Origin of the sequence: Armatimonas sp., assembly GCF_043760365.1 — a bacterium.
Classification (GTDB): domain Bacteria; phylum Armatimonadota; class Armatimonadia; order Armatimonadales; family Armatimonadaceae; genus Armatimonas.
The window spans coordinates 1-13702 of record NZ_JAYUPA010000486.1; the positions used below are offsets into that span (position 1 = coordinate 1).

Below are 13702 nucleotides of genomic sequence, written 5' to 3' on the forward strand. Positions count from 1 at the left end.
TCCCAGGCAAGAAGTGCCATTCCCAGATCAATGCCGATCACATCGGTGTCGAACCAGCTCTTATCGGCGTTGAGGGCGTTGGAGAGGCCGTAGCGCCCGGTAATTTTGTCTCCGAAGCGCCGCTGGAGCGAAGTGAGAGCTTTGCTTGTTTGCTCTGGGACGAAGAGAATACCGGCCAAGGCAGCCGTTGGTGCGACCGTGCCGTCGTGATCGCCCTCCCGTGGGGACTGCGCACCATAGCCAACGGGGGGAGGCTGATCACACGCCGTGATGCCCCAGATGCCCTCGCGGTAAGTTACATATTTCTTTGCGTTCTGGGCGCAGAAGGCGATATTTTCCTCATGGGAGCGCATGAAAATCTTCCACCAGTCACGTCCTTGGCGATCCTTCCAGCCCTTTAGGTTGACATAGCCCGGCGTCATCTGTGCCCAAAAGGCGGGCACGGCAGCGTTTTCCGTGAAAGTAAGGGCATCCCAGGAGGACTGCGGGAGGGGGTGCTCAGGAGCGCCTAATGCTAGGAGATAGAGATAGCTCGCCTCCGTGTAGCCTGTCCAGCGTGCCTCCAGGAAGCCTGACTCCGGCTTCCAGCCCATGCTCGGGGCGGACGCGGCATTCTGCATCCAGCGCCAGTCCGCCCTCGCTACCAGTGCATCGGCATGCTCAGCGCACTCTCCACCGAAGAAGCGTCCCGCGGCCAGTGCGCCCAGGAAGAGTAGCGTGGAGTCAATGGAGGACAGCTCGCAGCTCCAGACCCGCTTGCCATCGCGCCAGTCAAGGAAGTGGTAGAAAAAACCCTTATTGGGGGATATTCCCTCGCTGAGGAAACGTAGAGTCAGAAGTGCGCGTCGCTCGGCGTCTGTTTTTGTTACCCAGCCCCGGCTTACTCCGATGGGGAGTGCCGCGAGTGCATAGCCTGTCGCGGCAACCGATGCCACCGTGTAGCTGTCGGCTTTTCCGATGTTCTTTGCCCGGTCTTTGGTAAGCCCGGTCTCTGGGTGTGTTTCGTGCCAGAAAAAATCAAACGCACGATGGGCGAGTGTTTCCAGCGAGAGACTAGCCTTCGTCATCGGTTAGTCTTTGTCATCGGTTAGTCTTCGTCATCGAAGGGCTCATCATCGGCGGCACCGGAGGTATCCGTGTAGTTGCTGATCTCCTCGCCACGGAAGACGGTGATCAGAAAATCCTCACGGTCGAAGTTGGGCAGATACGACTGCGCAATATCATCGTCTATCTGTGCGATGAGACCCTCTTCCTGATCAATAGGCAGATCCACTTCCAGAAGCAGGGTGCCGTGGATCGTGTCGTGAGCATAGTGCAGATCAATCTGCCCGATGCGCCGGTCTTCATCCCAGATGAGATAGACCTCGCTACTCTGGGTGCGGACAAGCCGAATGAGCTTGTAGTTTGTGGGGACGCGATCTTCGTTCATACCAGACAAAATAATACCGCCGGGTGAAGCGTTTCGCCCGGCGGTAGTCTTTTTCTTTTTCGGCTATGCCTGTTCTTTTTAGGCCATGCCCGGTTCGAGGCGTGGCGGCCGTGTGTTACTCGGGCGTGTCGCCGAGGGTTCGCTGGGCTCCGATGGTGCCGGAGGGGCGGGTGGCTCCTGGGGCTTGCTCGGTGGCTGTGGCTTTCGTCCACCTGTTGTGGGGGCAATGGCATCCTGGATCAAGGCTAGGAACTCGTTGCGATCCAGGGTCTCTCGCTCCACAAGAGCATTGGCCAGGCGGTCGAGGACGATACCGTTCGTGCGCAGAATATCCTCGGCACGCTGGTAGTTGCGGTCAATGATGCTCTGAATATCTTCGTCTACGATCTTAGCCACTTCGTCGGAGTAGTCTCGCTCCTCCATCATGCCGGTGGGGCCGAGGAAGTTTCCGCCGTGGCGCTTACCGATCTGGCGGTTGCCCAGGCGCTCGCTCATCCCGAACTCACAGACCATGGCGCGGGCGATCTCTGTGACATTGCCTAGGTCGCTTGAGGCACCCGTGTCGAGGCCACCGTCTTGGCCGTAGGTGATGATCTCCGCGATTCGCCCTCCCAGTGCCATGGCGATACGGTCTTCCATCTCGGCCTTGGTATGGTTATAGCGATCCTCGGTGGGCAGTGTGATCGTGATGCCTAGAGCGCGTCCCCGCGGCAGGATCGTTACTTTGTGGAGGGGATTGGCGTTCTCCAGCAGCTCCGCCACGAGAGCATGACCCGCTTCATGGATGGCAGTTCGGCGCTTGGCCTCCGGGGTCATCAGGCGATTCTTGCGGGCTGGACCCATCATCTCACGGTCAATGGCCTCCTCAAACTCAGCCATCTCGATCCTGGTTTTCTCACGGCGTGCGGCTAAGATTGCCGCCTCGTTGACCAGGTTGGCCAGCTCCGCGCCTGCGAAGCCCGGTGTGCGCTTGGAGATGCTCTCCAGGTTAACATCATCGCCCATGGGCTTCCCACGGGTGTGCACGGCCAAGATCGCCTCACGGCCTTTCTGGTCGGGCGCATCCACCATCACGCGGCGGTCAAAACGTCCCGGGCGCAGAAGGGCGGGATCAAGAACATCGGGGCGGTTGGTGGCAGCGATCAGGATCACGCCCGAGTTGGGATCAAAGCCGTCCATCTCGACAAGAAGCTGGTTGAGGGTCTGCTCACGCTCGTCGTGGCCCCCGCCCCAGCCCGCTCCACGCTGCCGACCGACGGCATCAATCTCATCAATAAAGACGAGTGCGGGGCGGTTTTGCCGGGCGGTGTCAAAGAGGTCACGAACACGCGACGCTCCCACCCCGACAAACATCTCGACAAAATCGGAGCCAGAGATATGGAAGAAGGGGACACCTGCCTCCCCTGCGATAGCACGTGCCAGCAGAGTCTTGCCCGAGCCGGGAGGCCCCAGCAGTAAAACTCCCTTGGGAATCTTTGCGCCGAGTGCCTGAAAACGACGTGCATTCTTCAAGAAATCCACGATTTCCTGGAGCTCTTGCTTGGCTTCGTCCACGCCCGCCACATCGTCGAAGGTCACTTTAGGGATGTTCTCATTGGGGCGACGGATGCGTGACTTGGTGAAATTCAGCGCCTGGTTGTTGCCATTTTGGGCCGCGCGGCTAAAGATAACATAGATCACCACGCCTCCCAGTACGAGAGCCAAAATGGGGAAGAGAGACGCCAGTAGGTAGTCCATCGGGCCTTCGGGGATTTGGGAAAACCGAACATTTTTCTCCGTCAGTAGCTTACTGAGGCGGCTTCGCTCCACATCACTGGAGATAAGTGTTACCTGGAAATCAACCTTGTTATCTGCAACTCCGGGTGTCGGGACAAACTTGCCTACAAAGATGTTCTTTTGGAAATTCCCCGAAGCGATAACATTGCCCTGGTTGATTTTCTCAATGAACTGACTGTATTCAAGCTGCTGCGGTTGGGGGAACCAGGGTAAGGATGTACGCGAGAGTGTCACCTTGACGAAAAACGCTAAGGCGAGTGCGAAAACAACCAGTAAACCTAGCCGTAAAGTACGGTTCAAACGGAAAGCCTCCTCGGGATGCCTGAGCCTCTAAAGTGCCTGAGCCACCCCGCCAACAGTACGGGCATTATACCACGCAAGCATTATCGGGCTTCGCGGTACTTCTCTCCACTCGCCCTCTATCCCAATTAGTACGCTCGCCTTCGCGGGAGGGTTCCCGCAGCAAGGTATACTCAGCGCTGTGCAGGAGGCTTTCTTTGTTCGCAGTCCGTCACCCGGTGCAGTATTGCGCTTTCTGGAGCGGCTTGCACGGCGGGGGGAGGCTCTGCCCGATAGTGTCTGGATCTCCGATGCCACAGGGGATCCTCCGTGGCGGGCACTTTTCGGTGAGGGCTTGGAGGAGGTTGCGCCACGCCTCGCCCAGGCGTTTCCGCCCGAGGTGCTCTGGGTTGTACAGACACGCGAAGGCTGGCAGTGGCATCGGTTTGCCGATGACGGCACCAAGGAGTCAGGCACCCTGGGTAAGAAGCGTCTCTGGCAGCCAAGCTCGCCCCTGGAGCGGTGGGGGAAACCCCTCGGACTTCCCCTTGCGCGGCTAACACACCCCCCTCGGATTCTGGACTATGCCACCGTGGCCCAGCTAGATCAGCGCAGTCTCCTCCAGGAAGACACACCGCGCCGCTACCACTTCTCACTGACGGACTCGAAAAATGGCCGTTAGAGAGGTCGCACCCAGATGTTACGGAAGCGGGTGGGGTTGTTATGATCCTGGAGCTGGAGGGGGGCGAGGCCGTGGGAGGTGTATTTATTGACATCCCGGTGTGCCACGGGCCAGAGAATCTCCCGGTGGTTCTGCACGACAATGCCATTGTGGATCACCGTGACAAAGGCCGGGCTCTCCAGCTTCCCGTCGGCGGCGAACTGGGGCGCTGTGAAGAGAATGTCGTAGGTCTGCCACTCACCAGGCTTACGGCTAGCGTTGACCAGCGGTGGGTTCTGACCGTAGACCGAGCCACACTGTCCATCCGCATAGGTCTCGTTGTTATAGGAGTCGAGCACCTGGATCTCGTAGCGACCCTGGATGATCACTCCGGAGTTGCCTCGGCCCTGGCCATTTCCCTTGACCTCTGCGGGGGTGGCGAACTCCAGATGAAGCTGCATATCTCCGAACTTCTCACGAGTCTCGTTGCTTCCTAGCCCCTTGGTCACCACCATCGCGCCGTCCTCAATCTTCCAGGGACGAGTCCAGGCATCGGTGTTGGTGCCATCGAACAGAACTTTCGCATCCGCGGGCGCGGGAGTCATGGGGCTCGCTGGCGGAGGCATCACGACGGCAGGACGAGGACGGAGTTTGTCATGAACACGCCACTTATTGCCCGGCAGAAAAGGCGTATCTGTATAACCATCTTGAAAGAATCGCATGCCACTAGTGTAGCAAAAATCCTGTTTGATAACAAGGTAGGCATGGTACAATATTTTGCGATGGCCTCTTTCCCCCAAATTCACCCCGGTAAAAAACTACGTGTTCCTCTTGTTGAGAACAACCGAACTACCGGAGGCGCTTTTCAGATCTGGCGTGGCGAGGAAATTGTCTATCAAGGCTCCAACTACGGCACTGTTGTGCCCGACCCCGCTCCTGATATCTGGCGTCCAATTGGGCTGGTACAGCAACGGGAAGAGGATTTTGCGATCTTCCTCTACACACCAACAGATGCAGTACCCGGCGAGTACGAGCTGCGTCTTGCCACCACGATGGGATCACGTAGCGGACGCTTTATCATTGCTTAGTCGTCCCAGATTGCTTAGTCTTCCCAGCGGAACCGGGCCAGAGCGAACCCGGCGAAGACAAAAGCGAAAATAAGTACCACTCCCAACGAGGGGAGCATGTCCACAAGACCCAGCCCGCGCCAAGTGACCAAGTCAAAACCATCTACGGCCCAGCGTGTGGGGAGAAACTGTGAGATCGGTTGCACCCAGGCGGGCATCATGAAAGTCGGAATCCATGCCCCGCCTAGAAAGCTCATGGTCAGCACAGCAGGAACCGCAAATGCCCGGCACTGTCCCTCGGTGCGGCCCAGCGCAGCGATCAGCATCCCGAACGCCGCAACCATCAACGACGATGCCACAGCGAGCAAGAGAAAACCGACCACACTCCCACTGACCCGGATGCCATAGAGCATTGCTCCAAAGGCGAGCACCGCGGAGAGAACCACCAGCCCGATCAGAGTAGACGAGATCCAGCGGCTTCCCAAGAGCATCAAACGCGAGATCGGCGCGGCCCTTAGCCGTTTCCAGAGCCCTAGCCGCCTATCGCGCACCATCCCGATTGCAAAGTCTATTGCGAAAAAGAGTAGCCCCTGAACCCCCATTCCAATGAAGACGTGGGTTGCACCCGCCTTGCCCCCACTTGCATCCTTGGGCTCGTTGGAGTTTTTGGCGACCACCGCTTCGCTCTCCATCTCACAGGGATTCGACATGCCCATGCCGGGCGAGAAGTCACGACTCTCTGCAGCCTTGGGTGGTCGGTTTTGCCACTTCTGGACGCTGCGGAGCAGCTCCGTGAGAGCGGATTTTTCCTGGGGATCGCGGCTCGTGTCTGCCTCAGCCAGCTTGAGTGCATCACCAATTCCGCTGACTTCCGGGTTAGAGAAGGCTTCCTGGCTGACTACCTGCATCACCTGCTGGGTCATGAGGCCACGCGCCATCTGCAGATCCGCGTTGTGTGCCGGGTCGTAGAGAAACGTGAGCTTGGGGCGCGGTGCTATAGGGTTGAACATCGCGCTTGCGGATTGCTTGCCAAAGTCTTTGGGGATCACGAGCGCGACGGATGCCTTCCCTCTCCCCACTGCCGCCCGCGCTGCCTCTTCGCTGGTTGGCGTCAGGGTAAAACTCCCCTCAGTTCTCAGTCCCTCTATGATTTTTCGCGAGACGTTACTCTGGTCGGCATCCGCGACCAGCACGGCGATTGTCGCCTTTTTTGCATCGCCGCCTCCACCAAAGATCATGGCGAAAAATGAGGCGAGGAGAATGGGAACAAAGATCGTGGCGACAAGTGCCCGCTTGTCAGAGAAAAAGAGGCGCAGGTCGTTGGCGATCAGGGCACGGAAAACTCGGTTCATTCGTCGCGCAGGCTCCTTCCGGTCAGGTGAAGAAAGACGGATTCCAGGCCACCGCGCTCGCCGGTATCGCGCCAGGTAAGCCCGTGAGCCTTGAGAAGTTCCAGGGTCGCTGCATTACTCTCCAGGGTGATGGAGCCGCTCTCTTTTCGTGGTAAGAGCTCCCCGAGCTCGGCCAGAGTGCCCTCGGCGACAATCTGCCCCTGGTCCATGATGGCGATCCGTTCACAGAGCCGCTCCACTTCCTCCATGTAGTGGGTGGTGTAGAGCAGCGTTATTCCCTGGGCGGCGAGCTTTTCCAGTGCCTCAAAAATCGCATTACGGCTCTGCGGATCCACCCCGACCGTCGGCTCGTCGAGCACCAGCAGCTCGGGTTCGTGCAGCAGCGCCGCCGCTAAGTTCAAGCGCCGCTTCATCCCGCCCGAGAACGTCCGTACTTTATTTTTTGCCCGATCCGTCAGCCCGGCCAGCTCTAAGCTTGCCTCGACGCGCTCGTTCCGCTTTGTGCCTCCCAGCCCGTAGATCGCGCCAAAGAAGCGCAGGTTCTCCACCGCCGTTAAGTCGTCGTAGAGGGCTAGCTCTTGGGGCACATAACCAATCTTGCGCTTGAGCGGGTCACTCTCACCTGCGAGCGGCTCGCCATTAAAGAGTATCTCGCCGCTATCGGGCTTGAGCGCCCCGACCAGCATGGAGATGGTCGTGGTCTTGCCCGCACCATTAGGGCCGAGCAGACCAAAGCGCTCCCCCCGCTTCACGCTCAGCGAGAGCCGATCCACGGCCACCCGTTCGCCGTAGCGCTTGGTCAGGTTCTTCAGTTCAAGCATCGTACAAGCAAGAACACTCGGGAAGGGTATTTGGTTGCAAATCTCTTAGACCTATGAGACGGGGCGTTTATGTTTCGCTTACTTCCACAGTGGGTGGGCCGTCGAGCTCCAGGACGATTACGGGAAGAGGCTGGTTTTTTAGCGACTCGGGGAGAGTGAGGGTGACCCCTTCTGGGCTGGCACTCGCGGGAACACTGATACGCTCTTTTCCCAGTGTCCGCGCGGATTTTACTTTTGTTTTTAGGCCAGGAAGCAGGAGGGTTGGCTGGCTGGTGTTGAAGACGTGCAGATAGAGTTTATTTCCCTTGCGCGTCACACGGCCCCAGGGCAGCGGTTTGGGAAACGGGCTGGCCTGCGTCCCGTAGATCGCCTCGCCGTGCGCTTTGAGCCACTTGCCCATCATCCCCAGGCGCTCAATAATCGGCTGTGGGAATGTCCCTTCCGGAGTTGGCCCAACATTCAGTAAGTAGTTGCCGCCTTTGCTGGCGCAGTCAATGAGATTCTTAAGGAGCGTCTCGGTAGACTTCCAGTTTGTGTCCTTGCTCTTAAAGCCCCATGTGTCATTGAGCGTCATGCAGGACTCCCAATCCACGCCCTCGCCAAAACCGTTGGCGGGAATCTCCTGCTCGGGCGTGCCGTAGTCACCCGCGAAATCGCCCTTGGTCATTCCGGCCATGCCTTGGCGACCTTTATCTACCCGATTGTTGACGATGGTATTAGGTTGGAGCGCACGAACAAATTGATACAGATCCTCGCCGTGCGCATGCGTCCAGGTGCCTTCCCACTCGCCGTCGAACCAGGCAATGCCAATCGGGCCGTAGCCTGTGAGAAGCTCTTTAAGCTGGCCCTTCATGTACGCGATATAACGAGCAAAATTGGCCTCGGCGACAGGGCGCTTGTCCCAGCCACGACGCGGCAGATAGTCGGGGTGGTGCCAGTCCATGATGGAGTGGTAGAAGCAGAGCTTGATCTTCTGTTTCTGGCACTCCGCCGCCAGCTCTTTGAGAATATCGCGCTTAAACGGCGTGCCCATCACGTCCCAGTCGGTGAGCTTGCTGTCCCACAAACAAAATCCGTCGTGGTGCTTGCTGGTGATGACGATATAGCGCATCCCGGCGTCTTTGGCGGTGGCGACCCACTCTTTCGCGCTGAACTTTACGGGGTTGAACTGCTGCTGGAGCGGTTCGTAGTCCGCAACCGTGATTTGTGCGGAGTTATAGATCCACTCCCCGACCCCGCCGACATCGCGGCCCTTCCAGACCCCGCCCGGCACGGCGTAGAGACCCCAGTGAATAAACATCCCAAAGCGCGCCTCGCGGAACCAGGCCAGTCTCCGCTCGCGCTCAGCATCAATGCGTTTCATGAGGCTATTTTACCCTGATCGTAGACGTTGGAGCTGCACGAGGCCTGGTGGGAGCTTGAATGCGACGTCTTCTTCCAGCACGATAAACTCCTCAACACTCTCAGCGCCACGGGCTTTGAGCGCCTCCAGCACGCCTTGGACAATGTCCTCTGGGGCCGACGCGCCCGATGTCACGCCGACAGTCTGTGCGCCCTCTAGCATGGCGTCTGTCAAAAAGCTCGCATCGTCAATGAGAAAGGCGCGGGCTCCGTGCGCCTCTGCCACTTGCCTTAGGCTGCGGGAGTTACTCGATGTCTGGGAGCCGATCACAAAGATCGTGTCGGCTTTTTTCGCGAGCACTTTCACGGCGTCCTGCCGGTTCTGCGTGGCGTAGCAAATATCCGACGACGGCGGGTTCTCCATTCTCGGAAAGCGTGCCTTGAGCGCGTCCACAATGCCACGGGTTTCGTCAATGGAGAGGGTGGTCTGAGTTAAATAAATCAGCTTTTCGTCGGGCGGCTCCGCTAAATCGGCCACCTCGTGCTCCTCACAGACAAGAATGAGCTTCCCCGGAGCCTCACCCATCGTCCCCTCGGTCTCGACATGGCCCCGGTGCCCGATAAAGAAAATCCCGTAGCCACGCTTGAGGAACTTATGGACCTCTAAGTGAATTTTTGTCACCAGCGGGCAGGTGCCATCAATCACATTGAGCTGCCGCGCGATTGCCTCCTCGCGTACCGCAGGCGAGACACCGTGCGCCGAGAAGATCAAGTTGCTCCCTGATGGCACGTCGCTGAGAAAGTCCGTGAAAATCACGCCCCGCTCACGGAGCCGCGCGACAACATGCTCGTTGTGAATGATCTCGTGGCGCACATAGAGCGGCGCACCGTAGATCTCCAGCGCGATCTCCACAATCTCAATCGCCCGATCCACTCCCGCACAGAAGCCGCGCGGACCCGCCAGAAGAACGTTCATCAAAAGCATTGTACCCGCCGTTTTTTGGGCGGCTTAGGTACAATACGCACCATGTTTAATTTTGATTTACTCAAGACACTTTGCGAGACGCCCGGGATTCCTTCCCGTGAGGAGCCGATTCGCGACGTCGTGATCGAGGCGCTGACGCCGCTGGTAGACTCCATCTCCGTGGACGTGATGGGCAATGTGATCGGGCACAAGAAGGGCACCGGCGGCCCTAAAGTTCTGATCGCGGCGCACATGGACGAGATCGGGTTTATGGTCAAGCACATTGACGACAAGGGCTTTATTCGCCTGCAGCCGGTCGGGGGCTTCGATCCGCGTAACTTAGTGGCGCAGCGGGTCTGGGTGCATGGGTTTGCCGGGGAGTCGCTACTTGGGGCGCTGATGCCCTCCAGCAAGCCGATCCACACCGCCACCGCTGAGGAGCTGAGCAAGCCCCCTAAGCTGGAGGGATTGTTTGTGGACTTAGGGCTTTCCGCCGACGAAGTAAAAAAGAAAGTGGAGATCGGTGACCCGGTGACTCTGGCGCGTACCTGTGAGCGGATCGGCCACAATGTCATGTCCAAGACTCTGGATAACCGCCTCTCGGTCTTTATTATGATTGAGGCGATCCGTGCCATGAGCTCCCATCAGTGCGATATCTACGCCGTGGCAACCGTGCAGGAGGAAGTGGGCCTGCGCGGCGCAACCCCGGCAGCCTACGCGATTGAGCCGGACATTGCCATTGCGCTGGATGAGACACTTGCCATGGACATTCCCGGCGGCGATGTGGCAGAGCAGGTGACGGCACTGGGCAAGGGAACCGCTATTAAGATCATGGACTCGTCGCTGCTGTGCCACCCGAAGCTCGTGCGCCACTTCCGTGATGTCGCGGAGGCGCACAGTATTCCCTACCAGCTTGAGATTTTGAACCGGGGCGGCACCGATGCGGGCGGGATGCAACGCGTGCGCGGGGGCATCCCCAGCTTCACGCTCTCGACTCCCTGCCGCTACGTCCACACGGTCAATGAGTCCTCGGCGATTACGGATATTGAGGCGAGCATTCAGCTTCTAGCCACCTGGCTAGAGGAAGCCCACACCCGCACCTACGGGTATTGAAAATTGGAAATCGCCCCCGCGTTGTTTCGCCCCCGTTGTTTTCGCCCCCATGAACGGGGGCGTCTTGTTGTCCTCGCAGGCTCCGACACGAAGGCCACTTCGGGCCATACCGAGTTAACTCGGTTATGGGCGGGACGCCCTTTGTGTCCGAAGAATGAGGACAATAAGACGCCCCGGTTTATCGGGGCGAAACAACGCGGGGGCGAAGATCTAGCTGTACTGGCGCATGGTGAGCACCACGCGGCCCATGATACTGGCGTTCTTGGTGATAATAGGCTTCATGTAGCGGTTCTCCGGCTGGAGGCGAATCCCATTGTCACCCGCCGGGTAAAACGTCTTCACGGTCGCTTCATCATCAATGAGTGCCACGACAATCTCTCCGGCGTTGGCGGTCTCTTGCTTGCGCACCACGACAAAGTCGCCGTCAAAGATTCCAGCGTCCATCATCGAATCGCCTTTTACCTTGAGCATGAAGCAGTCGGCATCGCGGGGGACGAACGCCTCGGGGAGCGGGTAGCTCTCCTCGATATTCTCCGTCGCGAAGATCGGTGCGCCTGCTGCCACGCGGCCCAGTAGGGGAACGGTGACGGTGCGTCGCCGGGTCATGGGGGCACCGTCCATGAGGAGCTCCACCGAGCGGTACTTATACGGGTCGCGCTTTATGTAGCCTTTTTCCTGAAGCGAGTTCAGGTGCTTCTGGACGGAGCACGACGAGCGCAGACCCGTTAACTTTCCGATCTCACGCACCGTGGGAGCCTGCCCATCGCGCATGAGCGCTTGACGGATCACCTCCAGAATCTCTTGTTGTTTTGTAGATAGCATAGTCTCACTTCCTTCCTGGTAAAAGTTTGTTTGTTAAGTATACACACGTTTGCCTGTTTTCGCCACGCGATACAATAGACGCCATGCTGGGTGAGCTGCTAGTTGAGTTCGGGTTTCTCTTTGGGAAAGTGCTTGCGCCGATTTTACTCCTCGTGGCGCTGGGAGCCTTGCTCCAGAAACGGCACCCCATTGAGATGCAAAGCCTCTCTAATCTCCAGCTCTATCTCTTCATTCCCGCGTTTCTCTTTGTGCATATCGCCGACTCCACGCTCACGCTGGGGCAGATCGCGGGGATCGCGGGCGCGATTCTGCTGATCCAGGCGCTTCTGGCGCTGCCGCTCTACGGCTTCCTGGTCTGGAGACGCGTGCCGCGCGAGAAGCTGGCGGTTGTGCTGCTGGCCTCGGTGATCTTCAATGCGGGCAATTTTGGGATTCCCGTGGCCTTGCGCGCCTTTGGTAAGCCCGGCGGCGAGGTGCAGGCGCTGGTCATCATGACGGCCAATCTCTCGCTCTGGGTGATCGGCTACGGGCTCTCGGCGGCGATCACGGGCAGCGGCTGGAAGCAGGGAGTCGTCGAGATTCTCAAGCTCCCGATTTTGTATATTATGACGGCGGGACTAATGTTGCGGGCAACCGGGCTGCACCTGCCAGAGCCGATTGACTACGCGCTGCATCTCGTTTCTGATGGCTTGGTGCCTCTCGCACTTGTCACTCTGGGTGTCCAACTAGCCACCCAGTGGCGCATGCCGCGCTGGCGCTTGATCCTCCCTGTGGCGTTCTTTAAACTCCTCTGCCTGCCCGCTGTGGCCGGGCTAGTTGTCTGGAAACTCGGGCTCTGGCCCTGGCCCGGTGCGCAGCTCATTGTTGCTTCGGCGGGCCCGACGGCAGTAAACTCCATCTTTCTGGCCATCGAGCAAAAAGGCGATGTGGAGCTTGCCGCCGAGTGTGTCTTCTGGAACACGCTCCTCGCGGCGATCACAGTGACGATCATCCTGGCCGTCGTGATCCGCCTGGGCGGCGTCCCCTCTACTTGACAGTAATTTATTTCTTGTTTATAATCTTTTTGGCAGAGTTCCCAGAAAAATGACTTCTGCCAGGAGGTTTAGATAATGTTGTCGAGATCTTTCCACCGTGGTTTTACGCTGATTGAACTCTTGGTCGTGATCGCCATTATTGCGATTCTCGCCGCTATTTTATTTCCTGTTTTTGCCCAGGCCCGTGAGAAGGCCCGCCAGACCAGCTGCCTCTCTAACAACAGGCAGATTGGGTTGGCGGTCATGATGTATGCGCAGGACTTTGATGAGCAATTCTGCCCCTCGCGCATCTCTCTAGGAGTTAATGACGGCAATCCCCGTCAAGATCCCTGGAGCCTGCTGATCCACCCGTATGTTAGAAATATTGGTGCTTATGGATGCCCTTCGGATCAGACAGGTGGCTCAAAAAATGTCGCCGTTCCAAACTGGTGTCCTGCTGGGATCGCTACCATTGTAGGAGCGAATAGGTTTGATAACACGCGTCGGAGCATGAATACCGTTGCGACTCTGGTTGGTGGGGCGGGAGACTCTCCCGGAGGCACGATGGCTCCCAACTGGGGAGCATCGCAGGCGGCTATTGACAAGCCCGCCAGCACGATCATTATCACGGAGCGTTTCGAGGGCCGAGGGCTCTGTCATGCTGGTGGGGTGCACTACCATGGCCCAGGTGACTTTGTCGGCGGAGCCTACCAGCCCTCGATCCAGCCGGGTTTGAGTGTCCAGATTGTGAGCCCTGATGCCCTCTTCCGATACTTGCCCACTGCCCAGCGTACCGCCAACAACGACAAGGTCTACCATGCGGGGGGCTTCAACTCCATCTTTGGTGATGGTCATGCGAAGTGGATGCGCTATACCCAGACCTATAAAATGCAGGGGAATTTAGTGCAGTGGTCGATGTGGGATCGCCGTCTGACACCCTAGTTTTTCGGTGCGGGCAGGCTCTGCACGGTCTTTCGTACGAGTACCGTGTGCAAAAACGCAGGATTTCCCCGGCCCCCTCACGAACCAGAGCGTATGAATGAGCTGTTTGGGACGCAAGAAGC

14 protein-coding genes are annotated in these 13702 nt (G+C 58.3%); 5 read left to right on the forward strand and 9 right to left on the reverse strand.

Going from position 1 to position 13702, the window contains the following annotated elements:
• From ACH2EH_RS11365 to ftsH, 3 genes are all read right to left on the reverse strand, one after another.
• Positions 1-1067, reverse strand: a 1067-nt coding sequence (locus tag ACH2EH_RS11365) for a glucoamylase family protein (protein ID WP_395141734.1), incomplete at its 3' end; no start/stop codon positions are given.
• Between the two features lie 20 nt (positions 1068-1087).
• Positions 1088-1429 (reverse strand): hypothetical protein, encoded by a 342-nt coding sequence (locus ACH2EH_RS11370; RefSeq protein ID WP_309697849.1) that lies wholly within the window; start codon positions 1427-1429, stop codon positions 1088-1090.
• Between the two features lie 78 nt (positions 1430-1507).
• Entirely contained in the window at positions 1508-3505 is a 1998-nt protein-coding gene (gene ftsH / locus ACH2EH_RS11375) for an ATP-dependent zinc metalloprotease FtsH (RefSeq protein ID WP_395141735.1), read from the reverse strand.
• A gap of 181 nt (positions 3506-3686) precedes the next feature.
• On the opposite strand from ftsH, the gene ACH2EH_RS11380 reads away from it, so the two are divergent.
• Positions 3687-4166, forward strand: coding sequence for a hypothetical protein (locus tag ACH2EH_RS11380; RefSeq protein ID WP_395141737.1), 480 nt, complete (start codon positions 3687-3689; stop codon positions 4164-4166).
• Here ACH2EH_RS11380 and ACH2EH_RS11385 read toward each other — a convergent pair.
• The gene (locus ACH2EH_RS11385) at positions 4163-4867 is read right to left on the reverse strand and encodes a DUF1080 domain-containing protein (RefSeq protein ID WP_395141739.1); all 705 of its coding nucleotides are present in this window, start codon (positions 4865-4867) and stop codon (positions 4163-4165) included. The two genes, ACH2EH_RS11380 and ACH2EH_RS11385, sit on opposite strands and share 4 nt — an antisense overlap.
• A 60-nt stretch (positions 4868-4927) precedes the next feature.
• Between ACH2EH_RS11385 and ACH2EH_RS11390 the strand changes: the two genes are divergently transcribed.
• Complete coding sequence (locus ACH2EH_RS11390) at positions 4928-5233, forward strand: hypothetical protein (RefSeq protein ID WP_395141742.1); 306 nt, start codon at positions 4928-4930, stop codon at positions 5231-5233.
• A 14-nt stretch (positions 5234-5247) separates the two neighbouring features.
• Here the strand turns inward: ACH2EH_RS11390 and ACH2EH_RS11395 are convergent, their stop codons facing one another.
• The 4 genes from ACH2EH_RS11395 to ispH form a co-directional block, all read right to left on the reverse strand.
• Positions 5248-6564 (reverse strand): ABC transporter permease, encoded by a 1317-nt coding sequence (locus ACH2EH_RS11395; protein WP_395141744.1) that lies wholly within the window; start codon positions 6562-6564, stop codon positions 5248-5250.
• Positions 6561-7385: an ABC transporter ATP-binding protein gene (locus ACH2EH_RS11400; protein WP_395141746.1), complete on the reverse strand. Its 825-nt coding sequence runs from the start codon at positions 7383-7385 to the stop codon at positions 6561-6563. Before ACH2EH_RS11400 ends, ACH2EH_RS11395 begins: the two co-directional genes overlap by 4 nt.
• 67 nt (positions 7386-7452) lie before the next feature.
• On the reverse strand, positions 7453-8748 hold the full coding sequence (locus tag ACH2EH_RS11405; protein WP_395141748.1) for an alpha-L-fucosidase: 1296 nt from the start codon (positions 8746-8748) through the stop codon (positions 7453-7455).
• A gap of 9 nt (positions 8749-8757) precedes the next feature.
• A complete protein-coding gene (ispH, locus tag ACH2EH_RS11410; RefSeq protein WP_395141751.1) occupies positions 8758-9702 on the reverse strand; it encodes a 4-hydroxy-3-methylbut-2-enyl diphosphate reductase in 945 nt (314 codons plus the stop codon).
• Between the two features lie 51 nt (positions 9703-9753).
• On the opposite strand from ispH, the gene ACH2EH_RS11415 reads away from it, so the two are divergent.
• Positions 9754-10803, forward strand: a complete 1050-nt coding sequence (locus tag ACH2EH_RS11415) for a M42 family metallopeptidase (RefSeq protein ID WP_395141753.1) — start codon at positions 9754-9756, stop codon at positions 10801-10803.
• A 210-nt stretch (positions 10804-11013) separates the two neighbouring features.
• On the opposite strand, the gene lexA is transcribed toward ACH2EH_RS11415, so the two are convergent.
• A complete protein-coding gene (lexA, locus tag ACH2EH_RS11420) occupies positions 11014-11625 on the reverse strand; it encodes a transcriptional repressor LexA (protein ID WP_309697587.1) in 612 nt (203 codons plus the stop codon).
• Between the two features lie 83 nt (positions 11626-11708).
• Between lexA and ACH2EH_RS11425 the strand changes: the two genes are divergently transcribed.
• Positions 11709-12659: an AEC family transporter gene (locus ACH2EH_RS11425; protein WP_395141755.1), complete on the forward strand. Its 951-nt coding sequence runs from the start codon at positions 11709-11711 to the stop codon at positions 12657-12659.
• A gap of 75 nt (positions 12660-12734) precedes the next feature.
• A complete protein-coding gene (locus ACH2EH_RS11430) occupies positions 12735-13580 on the forward strand; it encodes a DUF1559 domain-containing protein (protein ID WP_395141757.1) in 846 nt (281 codons plus the stop codon).
• Positions 13581-13702 lie beyond the last annotated feature (122 nt).

Bases quoted from the DNA above. Each gene is read 5' to 3' on its own strand.
- ACH2EH_RS11370 (WP_309697849.1), bottom strand. From the start codon at position 1,429: ATGAACGAAGATCGCGTCCCCACAAACTACAAGCTCATTCGGCTTGTC.
- ACH2EH_RS11385 (WP_395141739.1), bottom strand. From the start codon at position 4,867: ATGCGATTCTTTCAAGATGGTTATACAGATACGCCTTTTCTGCCGGGC.
- ACH2EH_RS11390 (WP_395141742.1), top strand. From the start codon at position 4,928: ATGGCCTCTTTCCCCCAAATTCACCCCGGTAAAAAACTACGTGTTCCT.
- ACH2EH_RS11395 (WP_395141744.1), bottom strand. From the start codon at position 6,564: ATGAACCGAGTTTTCCGTGCCCTGATCGCCAACGACCTGCGCCTCTTT.
- ACH2EH_RS11400 (WP_395141746.1), bottom strand. From the start codon at position 7,385: ATGCTTGAACTGAAGAACCTGACCAAGCGCTACGGCGAACGGGTGGCC.
- ACH2EH_RS11405 (WP_395141748.1), bottom strand. From the start codon at position 8,748: ATGAAACGCATTGATGCTGAGCGCGAGCGGAGACTGGCCTGGTTCCGC.
- ispH (WP_395141751.1), bottom strand. From the start codon at position 9,702: ATGAACGTTCTTCTGGCGGGTCCGCGCGGCTTCTGTGCGGGAGTGGAT.
- ACH2EH_RS11415 (WP_395141753.1), top strand. From the start codon at position 9,754: ATGTTTAATTTTGATTTACTCAAGACACTTTGCGAGACGCCCGGGATT.
- lexA (WP_309697587.1), bottom strand. From the start codon at position 11,625: ATGCTATCTACAAAACAACAAGAGATTCTGGAGGTGATCCGTCAAGCG.
- ACH2EH_RS11425 (WP_395141755.1), top strand. From the start codon at position 11,709: ATGCTGGGTGAGCTGCTAGTTGAGTTCGGGTTTCTCTTTGGGAAAGTG.
- ACH2EH_RS11430 (WP_395141757.1), top strand. From the start codon at position 12,735: ATGTTGTCGAGATCTTTCCACCGTGGTTTTACGCTGATTGAACTCTTG.